General features: G+C 66.6%; 17 protein-coding genes. 5 read left to right on the forward strand and 12 right to left on the reverse strand.

What is annotated here, in order from left to right; all coding sequences use genetic code 11:
• A complete protein-coding gene (locus tag JHD82_RS06660; RefSeq protein WP_199135784.1) occupies window positions 1-1,746 on the forward strand; it encodes a proline--tRNA ligase in 1,746 nt (581 codons plus the stop codon).
• Window positions 1,743-2,396, forward strand: a complete 654-nt coding sequence (locus JHD82_RS06665; RefSeq protein ID WP_043782812.1) for a lytic transglycosylase domain-containing protein — start codon at window positions 1,743-1,745, stop codon at window positions 2,394-2,396. The genes JHD82_RS06660 and JHD82_RS06665 overlap by 4 nt, the downstream gene beginning before the upstream one ends.
• A gap of 54 nt (window positions 2,397-2,450) precedes the next feature.
• Here the strand turns inward: JHD82_RS06665 and JHD82_RS06670 are convergent, their stop codons facing one another.
• The 5 genes from JHD82_RS06670 to hemA form a co-directional block, all read right to left on the reverse strand.
• Window positions 2,451-3,824: a hemolysin family protein gene (locus JHD82_RS06670; protein WP_199135785.1), complete on the reverse strand. Its 1,374-nt coding sequence runs from the start codon at window positions 3,822-3,824 to the stop codon at window positions 2,451-2,453.
• A gap of 187 nt (window positions 3,825-4,011) precedes the next feature.
• Window positions 4,012-4,335 (reverse strand): Grx4 family monothiol glutaredoxin, encoded by a 324-nt coding sequence (gene grxD / locus JHD82_RS06675; protein ID WP_012207276.1) that lies wholly within the window; start codon window positions 4,333-4,335, stop codon window positions 4,012-4,014.
• 116 nt (window positions 4,336-4,451) lie between these two features.
• The gene (gene prmC, locus JHD82_RS06680; RefSeq protein ID WP_199135786.1) at window positions 4,452-5,321 is read right to left on the reverse strand and encodes a peptide chain release factor N(5)-glutamine methyltransferase; all 870 of its coding nucleotides are present in this window, start codon (window positions 5,319-5,321) and stop codon (window positions 4,452-4,454) included.
• A gap of 10 nt (window positions 5,322-5,331) precedes the next feature.
• A complete protein-coding gene (prfA, locus tag JHD82_RS06685; RefSeq protein ID WP_199135787.1) occupies window positions 5,332-6,414 on the reverse strand; it encodes a peptide chain release factor 1 in 1,083 nt (360 codons plus the stop codon).
• Window positions 6,415-6,587: 173 nt separating this feature from the next.
• Window positions 6,588-7,913 carry a glutamyl-tRNA reductase gene (gene hemA, locus JHD82_RS06690; protein ID WP_012207273.1) on the reverse strand — a complete coding sequence of 442 codons (1,326 nt, stop codon included), beginning with the start codon at window positions 7,911-7,913 and terminating at the stop codon, window positions 6,588-6,590.
• Between the two features lie 72 nt (window positions 7,914-7,985).
• On the opposite strand from hemA, the gene JHD82_RS06695 reads away from it, so the two are divergent.
• The gene (locus JHD82_RS06695; RefSeq protein ID WP_199135788.1) at window positions 7,986-8,261 is read left to right on the forward strand and encodes a hypothetical protein; all 276 of its coding nucleotides are present in this window, start codon (window positions 7,986-7,988) and stop codon (window positions 8,259-8,261) included.
• Window positions 8,262-8,316: 55 nt separating this feature from the next.
• Here JHD82_RS06695 and JHD82_RS06700 read toward each other — a convergent pair whose 3' ends face one another.
• A complete protein-coding gene (locus JHD82_RS06700) occupies window positions 8,317-9,240 on the reverse strand; it encodes a LysR substrate-binding domain-containing protein (protein ID WP_199135789.1) in 924 nt (307 codons plus the stop codon).
• A gap of 148 nt (window positions 9,241-9,388) precedes the next feature.
• Between JHD82_RS06700 and JHD82_RS06705 the strand changes: the two genes are divergently transcribed.
• Together JHD82_RS06705 and JHD82_RS06710 are read left to right on the forward strand one after the other, a co-directional pair.
• Window positions 9,389-10,381, forward strand: coding sequence for a tripartite tricarboxylate transporter substrate binding protein BugE (locus JHD82_RS06705; RefSeq protein ID WP_199135790.1), 993 nt, complete (start codon window positions 9,389-9,391; stop codon window positions 10,379-10,381).
• Entirely contained in the window at window positions 10,381-11,286 is a 906-nt protein-coding gene (locus JHD82_RS06710; RefSeq protein WP_199135791.1) for an N-formylglutamate amidohydrolase, read from the forward strand. The genes JHD82_RS06705 and JHD82_RS06710 overlap by 1 nt, the downstream gene beginning before the upstream one ends.
• On the opposite strand, the gene JHD82_RS06715 is transcribed toward JHD82_RS06710, so the two are convergent.
• The 6 genes from JHD82_RS06715 to ugpB form a co-directional block, all read right to left on the reverse strand.
• Window positions 11,283-13,709 carry a DUF3772 domain-containing protein gene (locus JHD82_RS06715; RefSeq protein ID WP_199135813.1) on the reverse strand — a complete coding sequence of 809 codons (2,427 nt, stop codon included), beginning with the start codon at window positions 13,707-13,709 and terminating at the stop codon, window positions 11,283-11,285. The genes JHD82_RS06710 and JHD82_RS06715 overlap by 4 nt on opposite strands.
• Before the next feature lie 153 nt (window positions 13,710-13,862).
• Complete coding sequence (gene ugpQ / locus JHD82_RS06720; RefSeq protein ID WP_012207267.1) at window positions 13,863-14,627, reverse strand: glycerophosphodiester phosphodiesterase; 765 nt, start codon at window positions 14,625-14,627, stop codon at window positions 13,863-13,865.
• A gap of 90 nt (window positions 14,628-14,717) precedes the next feature.
• Window positions 14,718-15,728 carry a sn-glycerol-3-phosphate ABC transporter ATP-binding protein UgpC gene (gene ugpC, locus JHD82_RS06725; protein WP_034396898.1) on the reverse strand — a complete coding sequence of 337 codons (1,011 nt, stop codon included), beginning with the start codon at window positions 15,726-15,728 and terminating at the stop codon, window positions 14,718-14,720.
• 89 nt (window positions 15,729-15,817) lie between these two features.
• Entirely contained in the window at window positions 15,818-16,666 is an 849-nt protein-coding gene (ugpE, locus tag JHD82_RS06730) for a sn-glycerol-3-phosphate ABC transporter permease UgpE (protein WP_012207265.1), read from the reverse strand.
• A gap of 2 nt (window positions 16,667-16,668) precedes the next feature.
• Window positions 16,669-17,550, reverse strand: coding sequence for a sn-glycerol-3-phosphate ABC transporter permease UgpA (gene ugpA / locus JHD82_RS06735; protein ID WP_012207264.1), 882 nt, complete (start codon window positions 17,548-17,550; stop codon window positions 16,669-16,671).
• A 123-nt stretch (window positions 17,551-17,673) separates the two neighbouring features.
• Window positions 17,674-18,978, reverse strand: coding sequence for a sn-glycerol-3-phosphate ABC transporter substrate-binding protein UgpB (ugpB, locus tag JHD82_RS06740; RefSeq protein ID WP_012207263.1), 1,305 nt, complete (start codon window positions 18,976-18,978; stop codon window positions 17,674-17,676).
• Between the last annotated feature and the right edge of the window lie 344 nt (window positions 18,979-19,322).

Genomic DNA, 19,322 nt, shown 5'->3' on the forward strand with positions numbered 1-19,322 from the left:
ATGAAAGCCTCCCAATTTTTCATCTCCACCCTCAAGGAAGCTCCGGCCGATGCCGAAGTGGTCAGCCACAAGCTCATGACGCGGGCCGGCCTGATCAAGAAGCTGGGCGCAGGCATCTATAACTACATGCCCATGGGGCTGCGCGTGATCCGCAAGGTCGAGGCCATCGTGCGCGAGGAAATGAACCGTGCCGGTGCCGTGGAAGTGACCATGCCCGTGGTCCAGCCTGCCGAGATGTGGGAGGAGACCGGCCGCTTCGAGAAGATGGGCCCCGAGCTGCTGCGCATCAAGGACCGCCATGGCCGTGACTTCGTGATCCAGCCCACCAGCGAAGAGGTGGTGACGGACATTGCGCGCCAGGAGCTCAAGAGCTACAAGCAGCTGCCCAAGAATTTCTACCAGATCCAGACCAAGTTCCGCGATGAGCGCCGCCCGCGCTTTGGCCTGATGCGCGGCCGCGAGTTCATCATGAAGGACGCCTATTCCTTCGACAAGGACCGCGACACCGCCCAGATCAGCTACCAGACCATGCGCGCGGCCTACAAGCGCATCTTCGATCGCTTCGGCCTGCAGTACCGTGCCGTGCGTGCCGACAGCGGCGCCATCGGCGGTGATCTGAGCGAGGAATTCCAGGTGATCGCCTCCACGGGCGAAGACGCCATCGTCTACTGCCCCAGCAGCGACTACGCCGCCAATATCGAGAAGGCCGAGGCCCTGGCGCCTGCAGGCCCCCGTCCCGCTGCAGCCCAGGCCATGGCCCGTGTGGCAACGCCGGGCAACAGCACCTGCGAATCCGTGGCTGCCCAGCTGGGCCTGCCGCTGTCGCAGACGGTGAAGTCCCTGGTGCTGGCCACCGACAAGCTCGACGACAAGGGCGATGTGGCGGGAAGCCAGGTCTGGTTGCTGCTGCTGCGCGGCGACCATGAGATGAACGAGATCAAGGTGGCCAAGGTGCCTGGCCTGGACGTGGGCTTCCGCTTTGCCACTGTGGCCGAGATCGAGGAGCACTTCGGTTGCCAGCCCGGGTACCTGGGGCCCATCGGCCTGAAGAAGCCCGTGAAGCTGGTCGTTGACCGCGAGGTGGCCGTGATGGCCGACTGGGTCTGCGGCGCGAACGAGGCCGACTTCCACATCACCGGCGTGAACTTTGGCCGTGACCTGCCTGAGCCCGATGCCGTGGCCGACCTGCGCAATGTGGTGGCCGGCGACAAGTCCCCCGATGGCGCGGGCGAGCTGGCCATTGAGCGCGGCATTGAAGTGGGCCATGTGTTCTACCTGGGCACCAAGTACTCCCAGGCCATGAACGCCACCTTCCTGGCGGAGAACGGTAAGCCCTCGCTGTTTGAAATGGGTTGCTACGGCATTGGCGTGACGCGCCTGCCCGCTGCCGCCATCGAGCAGAACCATGACGAGCGCGGCATCATCTGGCCCGACGCGATTGCACCCTTCACCGTGGTGGTCTGCCCCATCGGCATGGACCGCAGCGAGCCCGTGAAGGAAGCCGCCGAGAAGCTGCATGCCGAGTTGCTGGCACTGGGCGTGGACGTGATCCTGGATGACCGCGGCGAACGCCCGGGCGCCATGTTTGCCGACTGGGAACTGATTGGCGTGCCGCACCGCGTGGTGCTGTCCGACCGCGGCCTGAAGGAAGGCCAGGTTGAGTACCAGCATCGCCGCGACACGGAAGCGACCAAGATGGCCGCTGCCGATGTGCTGGGCCATCTCAAGCAGAGGCTGGGTCTGTGAGCCAGGCCCCCGTGATAGCGCGCCGCGATTGCCTGCGCCTGGCGGCTTCGCTGGGTGCTGCGCCGTTGCTGGGCGCGGTGGCCGCGCCAGCCTGGGCTGGCGGGCAGCTGGAAGAGCCGCTGGCCGATTCGGTGCGCACCGCGCTGAGTTCGGCCGTCACGGGATCGGCTCCGCCCGAGCTGCGCTTTGCCTCTACCGAGGCCCGCATGGACTACCTGCGCTGGCTCACGGCCAGCAGCGAGCGCCTGCGTTCGCGCAAGCCCGAACTGGCGACTCGGCTGGAGTTCCTGCAAACCGTCTGGTACGAGTCCAAGCGCGCCGGCCTGGAAGTCTCGCTGGTGATGGGGCTGGTGCAGGTGGAGAGCGCGTTCCGCAAGTTCGCCATCTCCAGCGTGGGTGCGCGCGGCTATATGCAGATCATGCCGTTCTGGATGCGGCTGATCGGCGATGGCGACATCGGCAAGCTGTTCCACATGCAGACCAATCTGCGCTTTGGCTGCGTGATCCTGCGCCACTATCTGGACCGCGAAAACGGCGATGCCTACATGGCGCTGGGCCGCTACAACGGCAGCCGCGGCCAGCCCCAGTATCCGAATGCTGTGTTCGCTGCGCAGCGCCGCTGGGAGATCGAGCCCTCGCGCTCGGCCTGAGGGGCCGCAGGCTGGCGCCTGGCGGCAGTCCTGCAGGCCTGCCTTGCTGCGTTTTCAGGACGACGTGTCCGACGACATGCTGGACACCTTGGCCACGGCGGCGGCCGTGTCGCCTGCATTGGGCGGGGCGGCCGGGCTGCTGCCCGACATGCGCGTGACCAGCACCTGGTCGATGCGGTAGCTGTCCACGTCCATGACCTCGAAGCGGTAGCCGCCCCATTGCACGGTGTCCGTGCGTCTGGGAATGCGGCGCAGCATGACCATGAGAAAGCCGCCCAGGGTTTCGTAGTCCTCGGAATGCGGCAACTCGTCGAGCTCCAGGGCCTGCATCACATCCTCGACCGGCGTGACGCCATCGATCAGCCAGGAGTTCTCGTCGCGGCGCAGGATCTGCTCCTCGTCGCCCGGGCTGACCAGGCCGCCCATCACCGTGCTCATCACGTCATTGAGCGTGACCACGCCGACCACCAGGCTGTATTCGTTGACGATGACGGCAAAGTCCTCATGCACCTGGCGGAACTGCTCCAGCACCTCGGCCAGCGTCAGGCGGTCCGGCACTACCAGCACCTTGTGGACCAGCGAATCGTCCATGAGCGACAGGGGCTGGTTGTTCAGCGCGCGCTGGAACAGGTCCTTGGCATCGACATAGCCGACGATGTGGTCGATGTCGCCGTCGCAGACGGGGTAGGTGGAAAAAGGCTCCTCGGCAATGCGGACCCGGATCAGTTCATCGGGGTCGTCGCGGTGGAAGTAGGCGATGCGGTCGCGCTGCGTCATGGCCGAGCCGATGGTGCGCGAGTCCAGCTCGAACAGGTTGGCGATCACCTGCTGCTCCTTCGCGGCCAGCACGCCGGCGCGCGCGCCGGCTTCGGTCATGGCCAGGATGTCTTCGTGGGTGATGCGGTCATCGCGCACCGTGGGCAGGCCGAACAGCTTGGCAACGGCGTCGGCCAAGTGGTTGAAGCACCAGACCAGGGGCTTGAGCACGGCCATGCACCAGAGCATGGGGCGCAGCACGCGGATGGCCAGGGCCTCGGGCTCGGCCATGCTCAGGCGCTTGGGCAGCAGGTCGGCAAACAGGATGAACAGGGAGGTGACGCTGGCGAACGAGAGCAGGAAGCCCACGGTCTGCGCACGGCTGTCGGGCAGCCAGAGCATCAGCAGCTCGGCCAGATAGGGGGTCAATGCCCCTTCGCCCACCACGCCGCCCAGGATGGCGACGGCATTGAGCCCAATCTGCGTGACCGTGAAATATTCGCCCGGCTGGGCCTGCATCTTCATGACCAGTTCGGCGCGGGGTTCGCCGTCCTCCATCATCTGCCGCAGTCGCAGGCGCCGCGAGGCGGCCAGCGAGATCTCGGCCACGGAGAAGAAGGCACTGGTCAATATCAGCGCGACGATCAACAGCAGACTTTGGGACAGACTCATAGGCAGGGCGGAGAAGCGGGCGCAGGCGCGCTTTTCCGGATGTGAAAGATGTGACCATTCGACCACACATCGCATGCCCCTGGCCCTGAGGCATGCCCGGGGAGTCCGCCGGCAGCTCGGCGCAGGCGAAAAAAAGCCACCCGAAGGTGGCTCGATGCTGCGCCGAAGGCGCGTGGTGCGAGAAGGCTCAGGCCTTGGGTGCCAGCAGCTGCTGCAGCTCGCCCGACTCGTACATCTCCATCATGATGTCCGAGCCGCCGATGAACTCGCCCTGCACGTAGAGCTGGGGGATCGTGGGCCAGTTGCTGTAGTCCTTGATGCCCTGGCGGATTTCCTGGTCTTCCAGCACGTTGACGGTGGAGATGTCCTTGGTTTCCACGCCGCAGGCCTTGAGGATCTGGATGGCGCGGCCAGAGAAACCGCACATGGGAAAGCTGGCGCTGCCCTTCATGAACAGCAGGATGTTGTTGCTCTTGACCAGTTGGTCGATGCGTTGCTGGGTGTCGCTCATCTGTGTGGTGCTCCGGGGTCGTGGTGGGCGCCGCAGGCGCGGCGGCATGGATGGGATTATTTCACTCTCGGCGCGGACTTTGAAAGCATGCGGGATTGCTGCGCCCAGGCCAGAGCTCAGGTCAGAGCGCTGGCCTGCCCTTGCCATTGCCCGCCCGTGCAGCGGGCAATGCCGCCCAGGTCGTGGCGATGCTGCACGTCGCCAAAGCCGGCATGGCGCAGCAGGGCGGCCACGGCATCGGCCTGGTCCCAGCCATGCTCCATCAGCAGCCAGCCGCCGCGGACCAGCAGCGCGGGCGCCTGGGCGATGATGGCGCGGATATCGGCCAGGCCATCGGCACCGCTGGCCAGCGCCGACAGCGGCTCATGCGCCAAGGCCTGCAGGTGCGGATCGTCGTCGCGGATATAGGGCGGGTTGCTGACGATGAGGTCGAACGGTGCCTGCCCTGCCAGCGGCTGGAGCCAGCTGCCATGCGCGAACTGCACGCCCAGTTGCAGGCGCGTGGCATTGGCGCTGGCCACGGCCAGTGCGTCGGCGCTGGCATCCACGGCCCAGACCGTGGCGCCGGGGCGCTGGCTTTGCAGGGCCAGCGCTATGGCGCCGCTGCCGGTGCCCAGGTCCACCACGCGGCAAGCGGGGGCTGCCTGGGTCTGGGCAGGCATGAGCTCCAGCGCCCAGTCCACCAGGGTCTCGGTATCGGGGCGTGGGTCGAGCACACGCGCGTCCACGGCCAGATCGAGCCCGTAGAACTCCTTGTGGCCGAGCAGGTAGGCAACGGGTTCCGCGCCAAGGCGGCGTGCGCACAGCGCGGCATAGGCCTCGGCCTGGGGGGCGGTCAGCATGTCCTCGTCATGGGTCAGCAGCCAGGCGCGGCCGCCAGACTGGCGCCCGAGCACGTGCAGCAGCAGCATTTGCGCGTCGATGCGCGCAAGCCCCAGGGCCTGGGCCTGCTGCAGCGCTTCTTTGACGATGGGGGGATTGGCCATGGCCCGGGCCTCAGTTGTTGACCTGCAGCTCGGCCAGCAGTTCGGCCTCGCGTGCGGCCTGCAGCGCGTCGAGCACATCGCCCAGGTCGCCTTCCATCACGGCCAGCAGTTTGTAGATGGTGAGGTTGATGCGGTGGTCCGTGAGCCGGCCCTGCGGGAAGTTGTAGGTGCGGATGCGGTCGCTGCGGTCGCCGCTGCCGATCAGGCCCTTGCGCAGTGCGGCCTCCTTGGCTTCGCGCTCGCTGCGTTCCTTCTCCTGCAGGCGCGCCTGCAGCACCTGCAGGGCCTTGGCCTTGTTGCTGTGCTGGCTGCGGCCGTCCTGGCACTCGGCGACGATGCCCGTGGGCAGGTGGACCACACGCACGGCCGAGTCGGTCTTGTTGATGTGCTGGCCGCCGGCGCCGCTGGCGCGGAAGGTGTCGATGCGCAGGTCGGCCGGGTTGAGCGTGATGGCCTGGGTTTCGTCCGGCTCGGGCATGACGGCCACGGTGCAGGCGCTGGTGTGGATGCGGCCCTGGGTCTCGGTGGCCGGCACGCGCTGCACGCGGTGTCCGCCGGATTCGAAGCGCAGGCGACCGTACACATCCGTGCCTTCCACGCGCAGCACCACTTCCTTGTAGCCGCCCAGCTCGCTCTCGTTGGCGCTCATGATCTCGACCTTCCAGCCCACGGCGTCGCAGTGGCGGGTGTACATGCGGGCCAGGTCGCCTGCGAACAGGGCCGATTCGTCGCCGCCCGTGCCTGCTCGGATTTCGAGGTAGGCGTTGCGCGCGTCATCGGGGTCCTTGGGCAGCAGCAGGCGCTGCAGCTCGTCCTCCAGCTGGACCAGCTCGGCCTCGGCGCTGGCGATTTCCTCCTGCGCCATGTCGGCCATGTCGGGGTCGGAGAGCATGTCCCGCGCGGCGGCCAGATCGGCCTCGCGCTGGCTGTGGCGCGCATAGCGGCCTGCAATGGCGGTGACGTCCGCGTGCTCGCGCGAGATGGCGCGGTACTGCTTCATGTCGCCCATGATGTCTTCGCGCGAAAGCAGGAAGTTGAGTTCTTCAAGGCGCTGGGCGTAGCGCTCCAGTTGTTGGCGCAGAAAGTCTTGCATGGTGTGGGGCGGTGGTGCGAAGGGCTGCTCGGGCAGCACTGCGGCGGGAAACGTGGGGGCCTGGAAGGGCGGATGGGCCGTAAAAACCGGGAGGGGCGGGGAGGGGCCGCAAGTGCGGCCGGGGCGCCGCAGGCCCGCTGGCGCGCGGCCCTGCGCAGGGGCGGCGAGCGCCGCTAGAGCGCCTTGTCGGGGGCCGTGCCGCGCGGGCCGCTTTGGGCCGAGCGCAGGAACAGGCGCGAGACCGTGTCCATGGTCTGGCTGCGCTGGTCGGCATCGCCCTTGTGCAGTTCGGCCAGGGTGCCGTGCAGCATTTTCTGCGTGAGGCCGCGCGACAGGGCCTCCAGCACGGTGTCGATGTCTTCGCCCTTGGCCAGCAGCTTCTTGGCGCGCGCAATCTCCAGCGCACGCCATTCATCGGTCTGGGTGTTGAGCTGGCGGATCAGCGGCACCACGCCCGCCTGCGGGCGGCGCTGGTCCAGCCAGTGCATGAAGCTTTGCACTCCATGGTCGATGATGACTTCGGCCTGCTCGACCGCTGCCTGGCGCTGGGCCTGGCCCGTGCGCACCACGGTGGCCAGATCGTCCACGGTGTAGAGGTAGACGTCGCGCAGGTCCTTGACCTCGGATTCGATATCGCGCGGCACGGCCAGATCGACCATGAACATGGGGCGGTGCTTGCGCTTCTTGAGCGCGCTTTCCACGGCGCCCAGGCCGATGATGGGCAGGCTGGACGCCGTGCAGCTGATCACGGCATCGTATTCATGCAGATGGTCGGGCAGGTCGGCCAGCCGCATGGTGCCGGCGCCGAACTGGGCAGCCAGCTTCTCGCCGCGCTCCAGCGTGCGGTTGGCGATCATGATCTGCTTGGGGTGGCGGGCCGCGAAATGGGTGGAGACCAGCTCGATCATCTCGCCCGCGCCCACGAACAGCACGCGGATCTGGGACAGGTCTTCGAACAGCTGGCCGGCCAGCCGCACGGCGGCAGCGGCCATGCTGATGCTGTGGGCGCCGATCTCGGTGGAGCTGCGCACTTCCTTGGCCACCGCGAAGCTGCGCTGGAACAGCTGGTTCAGCGTGCTGCCCAGGGCGCCTGCGTTCTCTGCGGCGCGCACGGCATTTTTCATCTGCCCCAGGATCTGGGCCTCGCCCAGCACCATGGAATCGAGCCCGCTGGCCACGCGGAAGGCATGGCGCGCCACATGGCCGTCTTCCAGCAGATAGGAGTGCGAGCGCAGCAATTCGGACGAAATACCGCCGCTGTTGGCCAGCCAGTGCAGCGTGTGGTCCATGGCCGGCATTTCGGCCGCGCAGTAGATCTCGGTACGGTTGCAGGTGGAGAGGATGGCGGTCTCGACGGCGCTGTGCTGGCGGCCCGGGCCGGTCAGCGATTCGCGCAGGCCCTGCAGCGTGGGCACGATCTGGTCAAGCGCGAACGCGAAACGTCCCCGCATATCAAGCGGAGCCGTGTGGTGGTTGATGCCGAGTGCCCAGACTGCCATAACCCGGGATTATAAAATTTCGCGCAGTTTCAGGCATCCCTGATCACAACACCCTGGAATCGGAGCCCGCACATGGGATGGATTGCGAGTACGAATCATTGGCTGAACTTCCTGGCGCCTGCACTTTTCCTGTCGCCGGCCCTGATGTTCTGCGCGCTTTTGATCTATGGAAAATCGCAGCAATCCCTTGCCTGGTGGTTGCAGGTTGCTATCAATTTGGTTGTTGGTGCGCTGGTATTGCTGGCCGGTTTGTGGTGGTTCGGGCGCGATGCAAAGATAGCCACCTACACCGCCCTGGTCCTCGTGATGGCGCTTTGCCAGTGGGTGCTTTCGCGCGGCTGGCGCTGATGGCCGACAGCAAAGATTGATGCAGATCAACGGAAGAGGGCGTTTCTCCCGGCGATCAGGGGCCTGAGACTGTGGCTGGAGGCACGGCACTTGGCGCGGCCTGCTCCAGCAGCCATGCGCGGAACTGCACAAACGCTTCGGAAGGCATCCGTGCAGCCGGCCGGCACAGAAAGTAGCCGCGTTCGATGTGGACGGGTGCAGGCAAGGCAAGGGCCACGCGGCCGGCGGCCAGGTCTTCCTCCACCAGGCAGCGCTGCACCAGGGCCACGCCCATGCCGGCGGCCACGGCCTGGACCAGCAGGGCCACCAGTTCGAAGTCCGCCGCAGGCGCGGGGCAGGGCCCGGGCAGGCCGAGGTGGCTCATCCAGCGCGCCCAGTTGCCCGGATAGTTGGTGTGAAACAGCAAGGGGCGCGCAAGCACATCCGCTGCGCTGCGAATGGCTTGCGGGCCCTGCAATTCGCGCGGATGGCAGATGGGCACCAGATCGCGGCCCACCACATAGTCGGCCACCACATGGGCGGGCCAGGGCTCGCTGCCCACGCGCAGCCAGCCGTCTATCTCGGCGGCGGACAGCGGGTCATCGCGCCGATAGGGGGCAAACGAAAGGACGATGCCCGGATGCAGGGCATTGAATCGCGGCAGGCGTGGAATCAGCCAGTGGCTGAACAGCGTGGGCACCACCGACAACCGCAGTTGCGGGCCGAAGTGGCGCCTGCGTGCGGCGGCCGAGGCCGATTCGATGGACTGGACGGCAGGCTCGACGGCCTGCAGATATTCACGGCCAGCCTCGGTCAGCACGCTGCGCCGGCCCTGGCGCTCGAAAAGGGCAAAGCCCAGGTGCTCTTCCAGCCGGGCGATGGCGCGGCTGATGCCGCCCTGGGTGACATACAGCTCCTGGGCTGCCAGCGAGTAGCTGCCCAGGCGCGCCGCCGCCGCAAAGGCGTGCAGCTCGGAAAGCGAGGGAGAGTGCATGCGCATGACGGGCGCAATTATGACGGTTTGTCATAGTTGCTTGCCGTCTTGTCTCTTTTCGCGCGTGCGGCGGCTGTCCAGAATCGGCGCCTGTTCCGCGAAGCCCTGCCCTGCAGCAGGCCGCTCTTTCATCCATCACGAGAGGAAACACATCATGGCAATGCGCCGCACCCTGTTGTCCAGCCTGGCCGCCTGCGCCGCCGCTGCTCTTTTGGCTCCCGTCGCCTGGGCCCAGGGCCCGGCTGCCGACTATCCCAGCCGGCCGATCCGCCTGGTCGTGCCGTTTGGTGCGGGCGGCTCCACCGACATGGTGGCGCGTCTGCTGGCCGAGAAGATGAGCGTGATCCTGGGCAAGTCCGTGGTGGTGGACAACCGGGGCGGGGCGGGCGGCTCCATTGGCGCCTCCGAAATTGCGCGTGCTGCGGCCGATGGCTACACCATCGGCATGGCCACGGTGAGCACGCATGGCTCCAACCCGGCCATCTTCCGCAAGCTGCCCTACGACCCGATCAAGGATTTCGCGCCCATCACCAATGTGATGTCCGTGCCCAGCGTGTTCGTGATCAACGCCAGCGTGCCCGCCAAGACCATGAAGGAGTTCATCGCCCTGGCCAAGGCCAACCCGGGCAAGTACAGCTTTGCCTCGCCGGGCACAGGTTCCCTGGGCCACGCCAACATCGAGAATTTCATGAACCTGGCCGGTATCGACCTGCTGCACATCCCCTACAAGGGTGCGGGCCAGGCCATCACCGACGCGCTGGGCGGCCAGGTCAATGCCATGACGGACAACCTGCCCTCCACGCTGCCCCACATCAAGGACGGCAAGCTGCGCCCGCTGGCCGTGCTGGCCTTCAAGCGCGCCGACGTGCTGCCCGACGTGCCCACCTACACCGAGCTGGGCTTCCCGCAGATGGGCGACGGCGGCTGGTTCGGCCTGGTCGCACCTGCCGGCACGCCGCGCCCCATCATCGACAAGCTCAATGCGGCTGCGCACAAGGCCATGGCCATGCCTGACTACCTGGAAAAGCAAAAATCCATCTCGGGCGAGTCCATGGGCAACACGCCCGAGGAATTTGCCAAGCAGATCAAGGCCGCCATCGAGCGCTACACGGCCGTGGCCAAGCGCGCCAACATCAAGCTCGACTGATGGACCGCATGGCACAGACCGATTTCCTGCGCCCCCGGCCGGACACCCCGGTCGTGGTGCATCCCGCCACCGGCGAGGTGCTGCCCATCGTCTGCGACTCGCCGCACAGCGGCACGTCCTATCCCGAGGATTTCGGCCATGCCGTGCCCATGTCCCTGCTGCGCCGTGGCGAGGACACGCATGTGGCCGCGCTCTGGGATCAGTGGCCCGCGCATGGCGCAACGCTGATCGAGGCCACCTTTCCGCGCACCTACATCGACCCCAACCGCAGCGAGGCCGACCTGGACCCCGCCCAGATCGACGGCCAGTGGCCCGTGCCCCTGGCGCCCAGCGTCAAGACCCGCCAGGGCCTGGGCCTGGTCTGGCAGCGCATCAGCCGGGACGGCGTGGCCACGCCGCTGTATGAACGCCCGCGCACGGTGGCCGAGGTGGAGCACCGCATCGCGCGCTACTGGCGTCCCTACCATGCGGCGCTGGCGCAGGCCATCGATGACAGCGTGCAGCGCTTTGGCGGCGTCTGGCACCTGAACCTGCACTCCATGCCCAACGATGTCTACAAGCGCCTGGGCCGTACCGACGCGCCGCCGCTGGCCGACTTCGTGCTGGGCGACCGCGACGGCACGACCTGCGCGCCCGAGTTCATCCAGCTGGTGGGCGAGACGCTGGCGGGCTTCGGCTACAGCGTGGCCTATAACGAGCCCTACAAGGGCGTGGAGCTGATCGGCCGCATAGGCCAGCCGCACCTGGGCCGGCACAGCCTGCAGATCGAGATCCGCCGCCCGGTCTACATGGACGAGGACACGCGCGAGCCCAACGTGGGCTTCGAGCCGCTGCGCGGCCATCTGCGTGAGCTGATGGCCGTGGTCGCGGCGCATGTGCGATCTGAAATGGCAAGGCGCGGCTAGGCCGGGCTGGCGGGGTCGCCGGGCATGGGCGGCGTGCCTGGCGAGCCCGGCATGCCTGTCAACACCGGCGCCGCCACCGAGGTGGTGGCCGGTGGCGACAGGTACAGGCCCGCGCCCTTGAGCGATGCCAGGATGCTGAACAGCACATCGCTGCGCACCCCGCCCGCATTGCGCGGGTTGCCCACGTAGCCGATGGCCAGGAAGGTCAGCGTGCCGTTGGCGATGCCTTCGAGCTGCACCACAGGCTCGGGCGTGTCCAGGATGCCTTCATGCGTGCGAAAGGCCTCCAATATCAGGGTGCGCATGCGTTCGGCATCGGTGTCCAGCGGTGCGGGCAGGCGCAGCAGCACGCGCCCGGGCGCGCCGGCCAGCGTCATGTTGCGCACGGTCTTGGTGATGAATTCCGAGTTGGGCACGATGACGGTGGAGCGGTCGCCCAGCTGGATCTCGGTGGCGCGCACGTTGACGCGGCGCACGTCGCCCTCGGTATCGCCCAGCACCACCCAGTCGCCCACTTTCACGGGCCGCTCGGCCAGCAGGATCAGGCCCGAGATGAAGTTCTGCACGATGGCCTGCAGGCCAAAGCCAATGCCCACCGACAGCGCGCTGGCCACCCAGGCAATGCGCTCCACGCTGATGCCCAGCCCCGCCAGCGCCACGGCCACCACGAAGATGCCGCCCACATAGCCCAGCAGCGTGGTGATGGAGCTGCGCATGCCCGGCTCCAGCGAGGTGTTGGGGAAGTAGCGGTCCGTCAGCCAGCGCTTGATCACGCGGATCACGATCAGGCCCGTGACGATCACGGCGAATGCGGTGAACAGGGCCTGCGGCGCCATGGTGAAGTCGCCCACCTTGAGGCTGTGGTTCACCGTGCTGCCGCGGCGAAACACTTCGTCCGGCCCCGTGCCCAGCGGCGCCAGCAAAGCGATCACCATGTAGAACAACAGGGCCACGCGCAGCAGGCCGGAGACCAGGACCGAGGCCTGGTCCAGCAGCCGGCCCTCGATGCCCAGGCTCTGGTTCAGCCGGGTGCCGAAGCTGCCCTTGGACGACAGCAGGGCCTCGCACAGATCGTCGCCCAGCTGGAACAGCAGGTAGGTGGTGGCAAAGACCACGCCGGTCCACACCATCTGGCGCGCCAGCGTTCCGGCCAGCGCCACGTAGCCGGTCACGGCCAGCGCAATGGTGGCAATGCTGGCCACCGCCGCGCAGGCCACAAGCAGGCCCACCCACAAGGGCCGGGGCGGCGCAGGCTCTGCCTGGGCGCCGTCTTCCTGCGCGACCGGCGCCGGCGCGCGCAGATGCCGCAGGGCCAGCATGACCACGGCCGAAATCAGCAGGGCCGACAGGGCGTGCACCGTGACCTCGGCGGCCAGGCTGGCGCCGATGATGGCGTTGACTTCGGTCACCAGGCCGTTGAGCGCGGCTCCGGCGGCAATCCACCAGGGATAGGGGCTGAGCCGCTCGGCCAGCTCGTCCGACACGCCGGGCAGGCGCCAGGAACTGCGCCTGCGCGACAGCAGGGTCTGGCCCAGCGACACCACGAAGGCGCCGAACAGCGTGACCTGCACACTGGCCTTGGCCAGCGCATCCAGCGATTCGCTGAAGCCATCGCCGGCCTTGAGCACGCTCCAGGCCAGTTGCGCTGCCAGGCCGATCAGCAGCGTGTTGATCAGCACGGTGGCCGCCGCGCGCAACGAGCGGCGCAGGCGGCCGCTGGGCAGGCGCGCGGGCGCGGCGCGCACCAGCAGACGCTCGGCCAGCCAGGGGCCGAGCAGGACGATCAGCAAGGCGGCGGCCAGGCTGGCGATGAAGCCGCCCCGGCGATCGGACGCCATGGTGGCGGCGACGGCCTGGCGCAGCTCGCGCCCCAGGCCCTGCAGGCGCGCCGCGTCCAAAGGCGCGGCAGCGCGCAGGTTGCGCCAGAAAGGTCGGCCCAGCGGCGAGTCGGTGCGGGCCGTCAGTGCGGCCTGGAATTGTTCGCGGCGCTGGCGTATGAGCTCGTTGCCGCGCTGGTCGGCATCGACCGACACCAGCCGCGCGAGCTTGAGTTCGGAATCCACGGCACTGCGCTGCCTGGCCAGGCTGGCGCGCTGCTCGGCCACATCGGGCGCATCGGCAGGGGCGCCTTTTTCGGGCGCGGGGCCCAGGCCGGCCAGGCGTGAATCGATGTCGGCCAGTTCCTCGGTGCGGCGGGCCGCCACCTGGTCGGCCGCCGCGCCAATGGCCGCAGCCTCGTCCAGCAGCTTGCGGCCGTCATCGTCCTCGGCCAGCTTGCGGGGAATGGCGTCCAGCTGCTTGCGCAGATCGTCCACGCTGGGCAGGGCGGGCCGGCCGTCGGGTGCCGCCGTGGCCGCCGCTGCCGCGCGGTCCTGCGCATGGGCCGGAGCGGGCACGGTGAGGACCAGCATGGCCAGGACCATCAGACCGGTGGCCAGGCATTGGCGCAGGGCCTGCGCCCACCTAGGGCGCAGCGGGAGAGGGCACGGGCGGGGCGGTGTCATGGACGCACATTGTGCGGCGGGCCGCCGCGACGGTTGTTTCCAAAGGTCCGGCCCCGCCAGCCGGCAGCCGTCTCAGCGCGATGCGGGACTGAACATATCGACACGGTCGGTGATGACGCCGTCCGTGCCCAGGTCGATCAGGCGCTGCGCGGCCCATTCGTCGTTGACCGTATAGCTGCTGCAGCGCAGGCCCGCGCCATGCACCTTGGCGACCAGTGCGGCATCCCACAGCGCATGGTTGAGCACCATGGCCGCGCAGCCCAGGTCCAGCGCGGTGCGCAGGTCGGCGTCTCCCGTGGCATCGGCCAGCTTGTCCACCAGCAGGCCCCGCGGAATGTGCGGTGCCGTGTCGCGTGCGCCCTTGAGCGCATCGGTCTTGAACGAGGTGAACAGCGGCTGGATGCGGTCCCTGGGCCAGATGCGGTTCATCAGCTCGCCCGTGGCGCGGCCCGTGGCCTCTTCCTGGCCGGGCGTGGGCTTGATCTCCACGTTCAGGAAGAAGTGGTTGGCCAGGCACCAGCGGGCCAGGGCTTCCAGCGTGGGCAGGGCCTCTCCCGCAAAGGCGCGCGAGTGCCAGCTGCCGGCGTCCAGCTGGGCGATCTCGCCCATGGACAGGTCGCCACCCGTGCCGTGGCCGTTGGTGGTGCGCTCCAGCGTGGCGTCGTGCATCAGGAACAGCACGCCGTCGGCAGACAGCTTGGCATCGCACTCGAACATGCGATAGCCGTGCGCGGCGCCCAGGCGGAAGGCAGCCATGGTGTTCTCGGGCGCCAGCTTGCCAGCGCCACGGTGGGCCACCCACAGGGGGTAGGGCCAGGATTTCAGGTTCTCGGTCATGGCGAGTCCGTCAAAAGAAGGGAGCTTGGATGGAAAAAGAGAGCCTCTGGGGCTCTCTTGGAAAAGGTCGGAGAGCCGGCCTTCAGGGGATCAGATCCGCTTTCCGGATTCTGCGTCGAACCAGTGCAGGCGACGCTCTTCGGAAGGACGCACGCGCATGGTCTCGCCGGACTTGGGGAAGGGCGCGCCTTCGTCGATGCGCACCGTCATCGTCTCGCCATTGAGCGAACCATAGACCAGGCGCTCGGCACCCAGCATTTCAACGGTGTCCACCTTGATTTCCCAGCCGCCTTCGCTGACGACGACCAGGTGCTCGGGGCGGATGCCCAGGATGCGGCCGGCCGTGCCGCCGGGCGCGTTCTTGAGCAGGTTCATCGGGGGCGAGCCGATGAAGCTGGCCACGAAGGTGGAGGCGGGCGTGTGGTAGACCTCTTCAGGCGTGCCGAACTGCTCCATCACGCCGCCGTTCATGACGATCATGCGCTGGGCCAGGGTCATGGCCTCGACCTGGTCGTGGGTCACGAACAGGCTGGTGATGCCCAGCTCGGCGTGCAGCTTCTGGATCTCGATGCGGGTCTGGCCGCGCAGCTTGGCGTCCAGGTTGGACAGCGGCTCGTCGAACAGGAAGACCTTGGGCTGGCGCACGATGGCGCGGCCCATGGCCACGCGCTGGCGCTGGCCACCCGACAGCTGGCGCGGCTTGCGGTCCAGCAGGTGCGACAGCTCCAGGATCTTGGCGGCCTTGTCCACGCGGCGCTTGATCTCCTCGGGCGGCACCTTGGCGATCTTCAGGCCGTAGGCCATGTTCTCGTAGTTCGACATATGCGGGTACAGCGCATAGTTCTGGAACACCATGGCGATGTCGCGCTTGGCCGGTTCCACGTCGTTGACCACCTTGTCGCCGATCAGCAGCTGGCCGTCGGAGATCTCCTCCAGGCCCGCCACCATGCGCAGCAGGGTGGACTTGCCGCAGCCCGAAGGGCCGACGATGACGACGAACTCGCCGTCCTTGATTTCGGCGTTGACGCCGTGCAGTACCTGGTTGGCCGACGGGCCCTGGCCGTAGCGCTTGATCAGGTTGCGAAAGGAAATGGATGCCATACGAAGATTCTGGTTGAGTCGCAGAGCGAAGGGCGCTGGCGCTTGCTCTGCGGGGTTCTATACGGTGGGTTGGGGCGGCGGCGGGCGGTTTACTTTTCGGTGTCCACCAGGCCCTTGACGAACCAGCGCTGCATCAGGATCACCACGGCAGCGGGCGGCAGCATGGCCAGCAGGGCCGTCGCCATCACCACGTTCCAGTCATTGCCGGTATCGCCGCTGGCCACCATGCGCTTGATGCCGATGACCACGGGGTACATGTCTTCCGAGGTGGTCACGAGCAGCGGCCACAGGTACTGGTTCCAGCCGTAGATGAACTGGATCACGAACAGCGCCGCGATCGAGGTCTTGGACAGCGGCACCAGCACATCCTTGAAAAAGCGCATGGGGCCTGCGCCGTCGATGCGGGCGGCTTCCACCAGCTCGTCCGGCACCGTCAGGAAGAACTGGCGGAACAGGAAGGTGGCCGTGGCCGAGGCGATCAGCGGAATCGTCAGGCCGGCGTAGCTGTTGAGCATGCCCAGCGTGGAGACGACTTCGTAGGTGGGGCCGATGCGCACTTCCACGGGCAGCATCAGGGTCACGAAGATCAGCCAGAAGCAGATCTTCTTGAACGGGAAGCGGAAGTACACCAGCGCGAAGGCCGACAGCAGCGAGATCGCGATCTTGCCCACGGTGATCACCATGGCCGAGACGAAGCTGATCCACATCATGCGTGCCACGGGCGCGCTGGAGCCGGGGCCCGAGCCGCCGAACAGCGCGGCCTTGTAGGTTTCCCAGAAGTTGCTGCCGGGCACCAGGGGCATGGGCACCTGGATGATGTCCTGCGGCGTGTGCGTGGAGGCCACGAAGGCCAGGTACAGCGGAAAGCCGACGATGATCACGCCCAGCACCATGATCAGGTGCGAGAAAAAGGAGAGAAGGGGACTGCGTTCAACCATGATCAGTACTGCACTTTTTTCTCAACATAGCGGAACTGGATCACGGTCAGTGCAACCACGATCACCATCAGCACGACGGATTGGGCAGCCGAGCCGCTCATGTCCATGGCCTTGAAGCCGTCGTGATAGACCTTGTAGACCAGGATGGAGGTGTCCTGTCCCGGACCGCCCTGGGTCGTGGCGTCCACGATGCCGAAGGTGTCGAAGAAGGCATAGACCACGTTCATCACCAGCAGGAAGAACGTGGTGGGCGACAGCAGCGGGAACTGGATGTCCCAGAAGCGGCGCATGGGGCCCGCGCCGTCGATGGCGGCGGCCTCGATCAGCGACTTGGGGATGGACTGCAGGCCCGCAAGGAAGAACAGGAAGTTGTAGGAAATCTGCTTCCAGATCGCGGCGATGACGATCAGCGTCATGGCGTTGCCGGAGTTCAGCAGGTGGTTCCAGTCATAGCCGATCATGCGCAGCGCATAGGCCACGACGCCGATGGACGGCGAGAACATGAACACCCACAGCACACCCGCCACGGCGGGCGCAACGGCATAGGGCAGCAGCAAGGCGGTCTTGTAGGCAAGCGCGCCCTTGATCACGCGGTCCGCAAAAATGGCCAGCATCAGCGACAGCGCAATGCCGAACACCGCCACCAGCACGGAAAAGATGGCCGTGGTCTTGAACGAGGCCAGGTAGGCAGGGTCATCCAGCAGGTGCTGGAAGTTGGCAAACCCCACCCATTCGGTGGAGAAGCCAAACGTATCCTGCGCCTGGAACGACTGCACGATGGCCTGGCCTGCGGGCCAGAAAAAGAAGACCAGCACGATGACCATCTGTGGTGCTATCAGCAACCACGGCAGCCAGGCGGATCGAAAAAGAACGCGTTTTTCCATGACGGAACTCGGTAGAACAAAACAGCCCGCACACCGGATGGCCGTGGGGCCGCCGGTTGCGGGCCTGTGATGCACGGTGCGGGCTGCCTGCGCAGCTGCCACACCGCAGATCACATGGGAGGATTACTTGTTGGCCCGGGCGAAGCGGCCCAGTTGCTCGTTGCCACGGGTGACAGCGGTGTCCAGGGCTTGCTGGGGAGTCTTCTTGCCAGTCCAGATCTGTTCGGTTTCCTCATCGATGATGGTGCGGATCTGAACGAAGTTGCCCAGGCGGATGCCGCGCGACTTGTCGGTGGTCTTGCGGATCATCTGCGTCACGGCGGTGTCGGTGCCGGGATGCTTTTCGTAGAAGCCCGAAGCCTCGGTCAGCTTGTACGCAGCGGTGGTCACGGGCAGGTAGCCGGTGCGCTGGTGGCTGGCGGCCTGGATCTTGGTGTTGTTCAGGAAGTTGAAGAAGTCAGCCACGCCCTTGTAGCGTTCGGCGCTCTTGCCGGCCATCACCCACAGGGAGGCACCGCCGATGGCCGTGTTCTGGGGAGCGCCCTTCACGTCGGCGTAGTAGGGCAGTTGGGACTGGCCGAAGGCGAACTTGCCTTCCTTGACCACGCGGGCATACAGGCCGGAGGAGCCGGTGATCATCGCGCACTCGCCGGAAGCGAAGGCGGCGTCAGGCACGTTGCCGCGGCCCTTGTAGACGAAGCTGCCATCCTTGGCGGCCTTGGCCAGGTTCTCGAAATGCTTGACGTGCAGCGGCGAGTTGAACACCAGCTTGGCATCGGTGCCGTCAAAGCCGTTGTTCTTGGTCGCGTACAGGGTGTTGTGCCACAGCGAGAAGCTCTCCAGCTGGGTCCAGCTCATCCAGCTCGTGGTCAGTGCGCAGCGGTGGCCCGAGGCCTTGAGCTTTTCGGCGGCGGCGAACACTTCAGGCCAGGTCTTGGGCGGCTTGTTCTCGTCCAGGCCTGCCTTCTTGAAGGCGTCCTTGTTGTAGTAGAAGATGGTGGTCGAGCTGTTGAGCGGGTAGCTCATCATCTGGCCGTTGGGAGCGGTGTAGTAGCCGGCCACGGCGGAGATGTACTCGCCCTGGTCGAACTTGAAGCCGCCGTCGTTCATGACCTTGGTGACGGGCACCACGGCGCCCTTGGAGGCCATCATGGTGGCCGTGCCCACTTCGAAGACCTGCAGGATGTCAGGCGCGTTGCCGGCGCGGAACGCGGCGATGGCGGCCGTCATCGACTCGTCATACTGGCCCTTGTACGTCGGCACGATCTTGTACTGGGTCTGGCTGGCGTTGTACTCCTTGGCCAGGTCGTTCACCCAGTCGCCCAGGGCTGCGCTCATCGAGTGCCACCACTGGATTTCGGTTTGGGCTTGTGCCGAGATGGTGGTGGCCGCGATCGCGGCCGCCATGGCCAGTTGCTTCAGTTGCATGAGGACTCCTCTAGTTCGGTGACGGTTTCAGACCGCTGCCACGGTAAGGCAGGGGCATGACATGTCTGTGTCATTGTTTTCGGATGCTTCGTACCGCACTACAGGCCAAACCCGGTGAGCCGCTGGTCCCGTATGTCAGTCGTGTGACAAAAAATGACACGCGAAGCGGCGCTATTTTAGGTCAATACCATTTCGTTTCAAAAGCCGGGTTGTTCGTATTGGCTCGTTTGTGCTCTTTCTGTATAAGGCACCTTCACCGGGCTCCGTGAGATCCCGCCACGTTGGCGAGGGCTGGCTTCGCGGGCCAAGACGGCGCGTCGTCCAGAGCCCCGTGGGAAGCGCAT

The organism is Delftia sp. ASV31 (genome assembly GCF_016428765.1).
Lineage (GTDB): Bacteria > Pseudomonadota > Gammaproteobacteria > Burkholderiales > Burkholderiaceae_C > Comamonas > Comamonas acidovorans.

What these genes read in the sequence shown, in the direction of transcription:
- JHD82_RS06705 (WP_199135790.1), top strand. Translation starts at nt 9,389, where the DNA reads ATGGCAATGCGCCGCACCCTGTTGTCCAGCCTGGCCGCCTGCGCCGCC.
- ugpQ (WP_012207267.1), bottom strand. Translation starts at nt 14,627, where the DNA reads ATGACCGAGAACCTGAAATCCTGGCCCTACCCCCTGTGGGTGGCCCAC.
- ugpE (WP_012207265.1), bottom strand. Translation starts at nt 16,666, where the DNA reads ATGGTTGAACGCAGTCCCCTTCTCTCCTTTTTCTCGCACCTGATCATG.
- JHD82_RS06715 (WP_199135813.1), bottom strand. Translation starts at nt 13,709, where the DNA reads ATGGTCCTGGCCATGCTGGTCCTCACCGTGCCCGCTCCGGCCCATGCG.
- ugpB (WP_012207263.1), bottom strand. Translation starts at nt 18,978, where the DNA reads ATGCAACTGAAGCAACTGGCCATGGCGGCCGCGATCGCGGCCACCACC.
- prfA (WP_199135787.1), bottom strand. Translation starts at nt 6,414, where the DNA reads ATGCAAGACTTTCTGCGCCAACAACTGGAGCGCTACGCCCAGCGCCTT.
- grxD (WP_012207276.1), bottom strand. Translation starts at nt 4,335, where the DNA reads ATGAGCGACACCCAGCAACGCATCGACCAACTGGTCAAGAGCAACAAC.
- hemA (WP_012207273.1), bottom strand. Translation starts at nt 7,913, where the DNA reads ATGGCAGTCTGGGCACTCGGCATCAACCACCACACGGCTCCGCTTGAT.
- ugpC (WP_034396898.1), bottom strand. Translation starts at nt 15,728, where the DNA reads ATGGCATCCATTTCCTTTCGCAACCTGATCAAGCGCTACGGCCAGGGC.
- JHD82_RS06695 (WP_199135788.1), top strand. Translation starts at nt 7,986, where the DNA reads ATGGGATGGATTGCGAGTACGAATCATTGGCTGAACTTCCTGGCGCCT.
- JHD82_RS06670 (WP_199135785.1), bottom strand. Translation starts at nt 3,824, where the DNA reads ATGAGTCTGTCCCAAAGTCTGCTGTTGATCGTCGCGCTGATATTGACC.
- ugpA (WP_012207264.1), bottom strand. Translation starts at nt 17,550, where the DNA reads ATGGAAAAACGCGTTCTTTTTCGATCCGCCTGGCTGCCGTGGTTGCTG.
- JHD82_RS06700 (WP_199135789.1), bottom strand. Translation starts at nt 9,240, where the DNA reads ATGCGCATGCACTCTCCCTCGCTTTCCGAGCTGCACGCCTTTGCGGCG.
- JHD82_RS06710 (WP_199135791.1), top strand. Translation starts at nt 10,381, where the DNA reads ATGGACCGCATGGCACAGACCGATTTCCTGCGCCCCCGGCCGGACACC.
- prmC (WP_199135786.1), bottom strand. Translation starts at nt 5,321, where the DNA reads ATGGCCAATCCCCCCATCGTCAAAGAAGCGCTGCAGCAGGCCCAGGCC.
- JHD82_RS06660 (WP_199135784.1), top strand. Translation starts at nt 1, where the DNA reads ATGAAAGCCTCCCAATTTTTCATCTCCACCCTCAAGGAAGCTCCGGCC.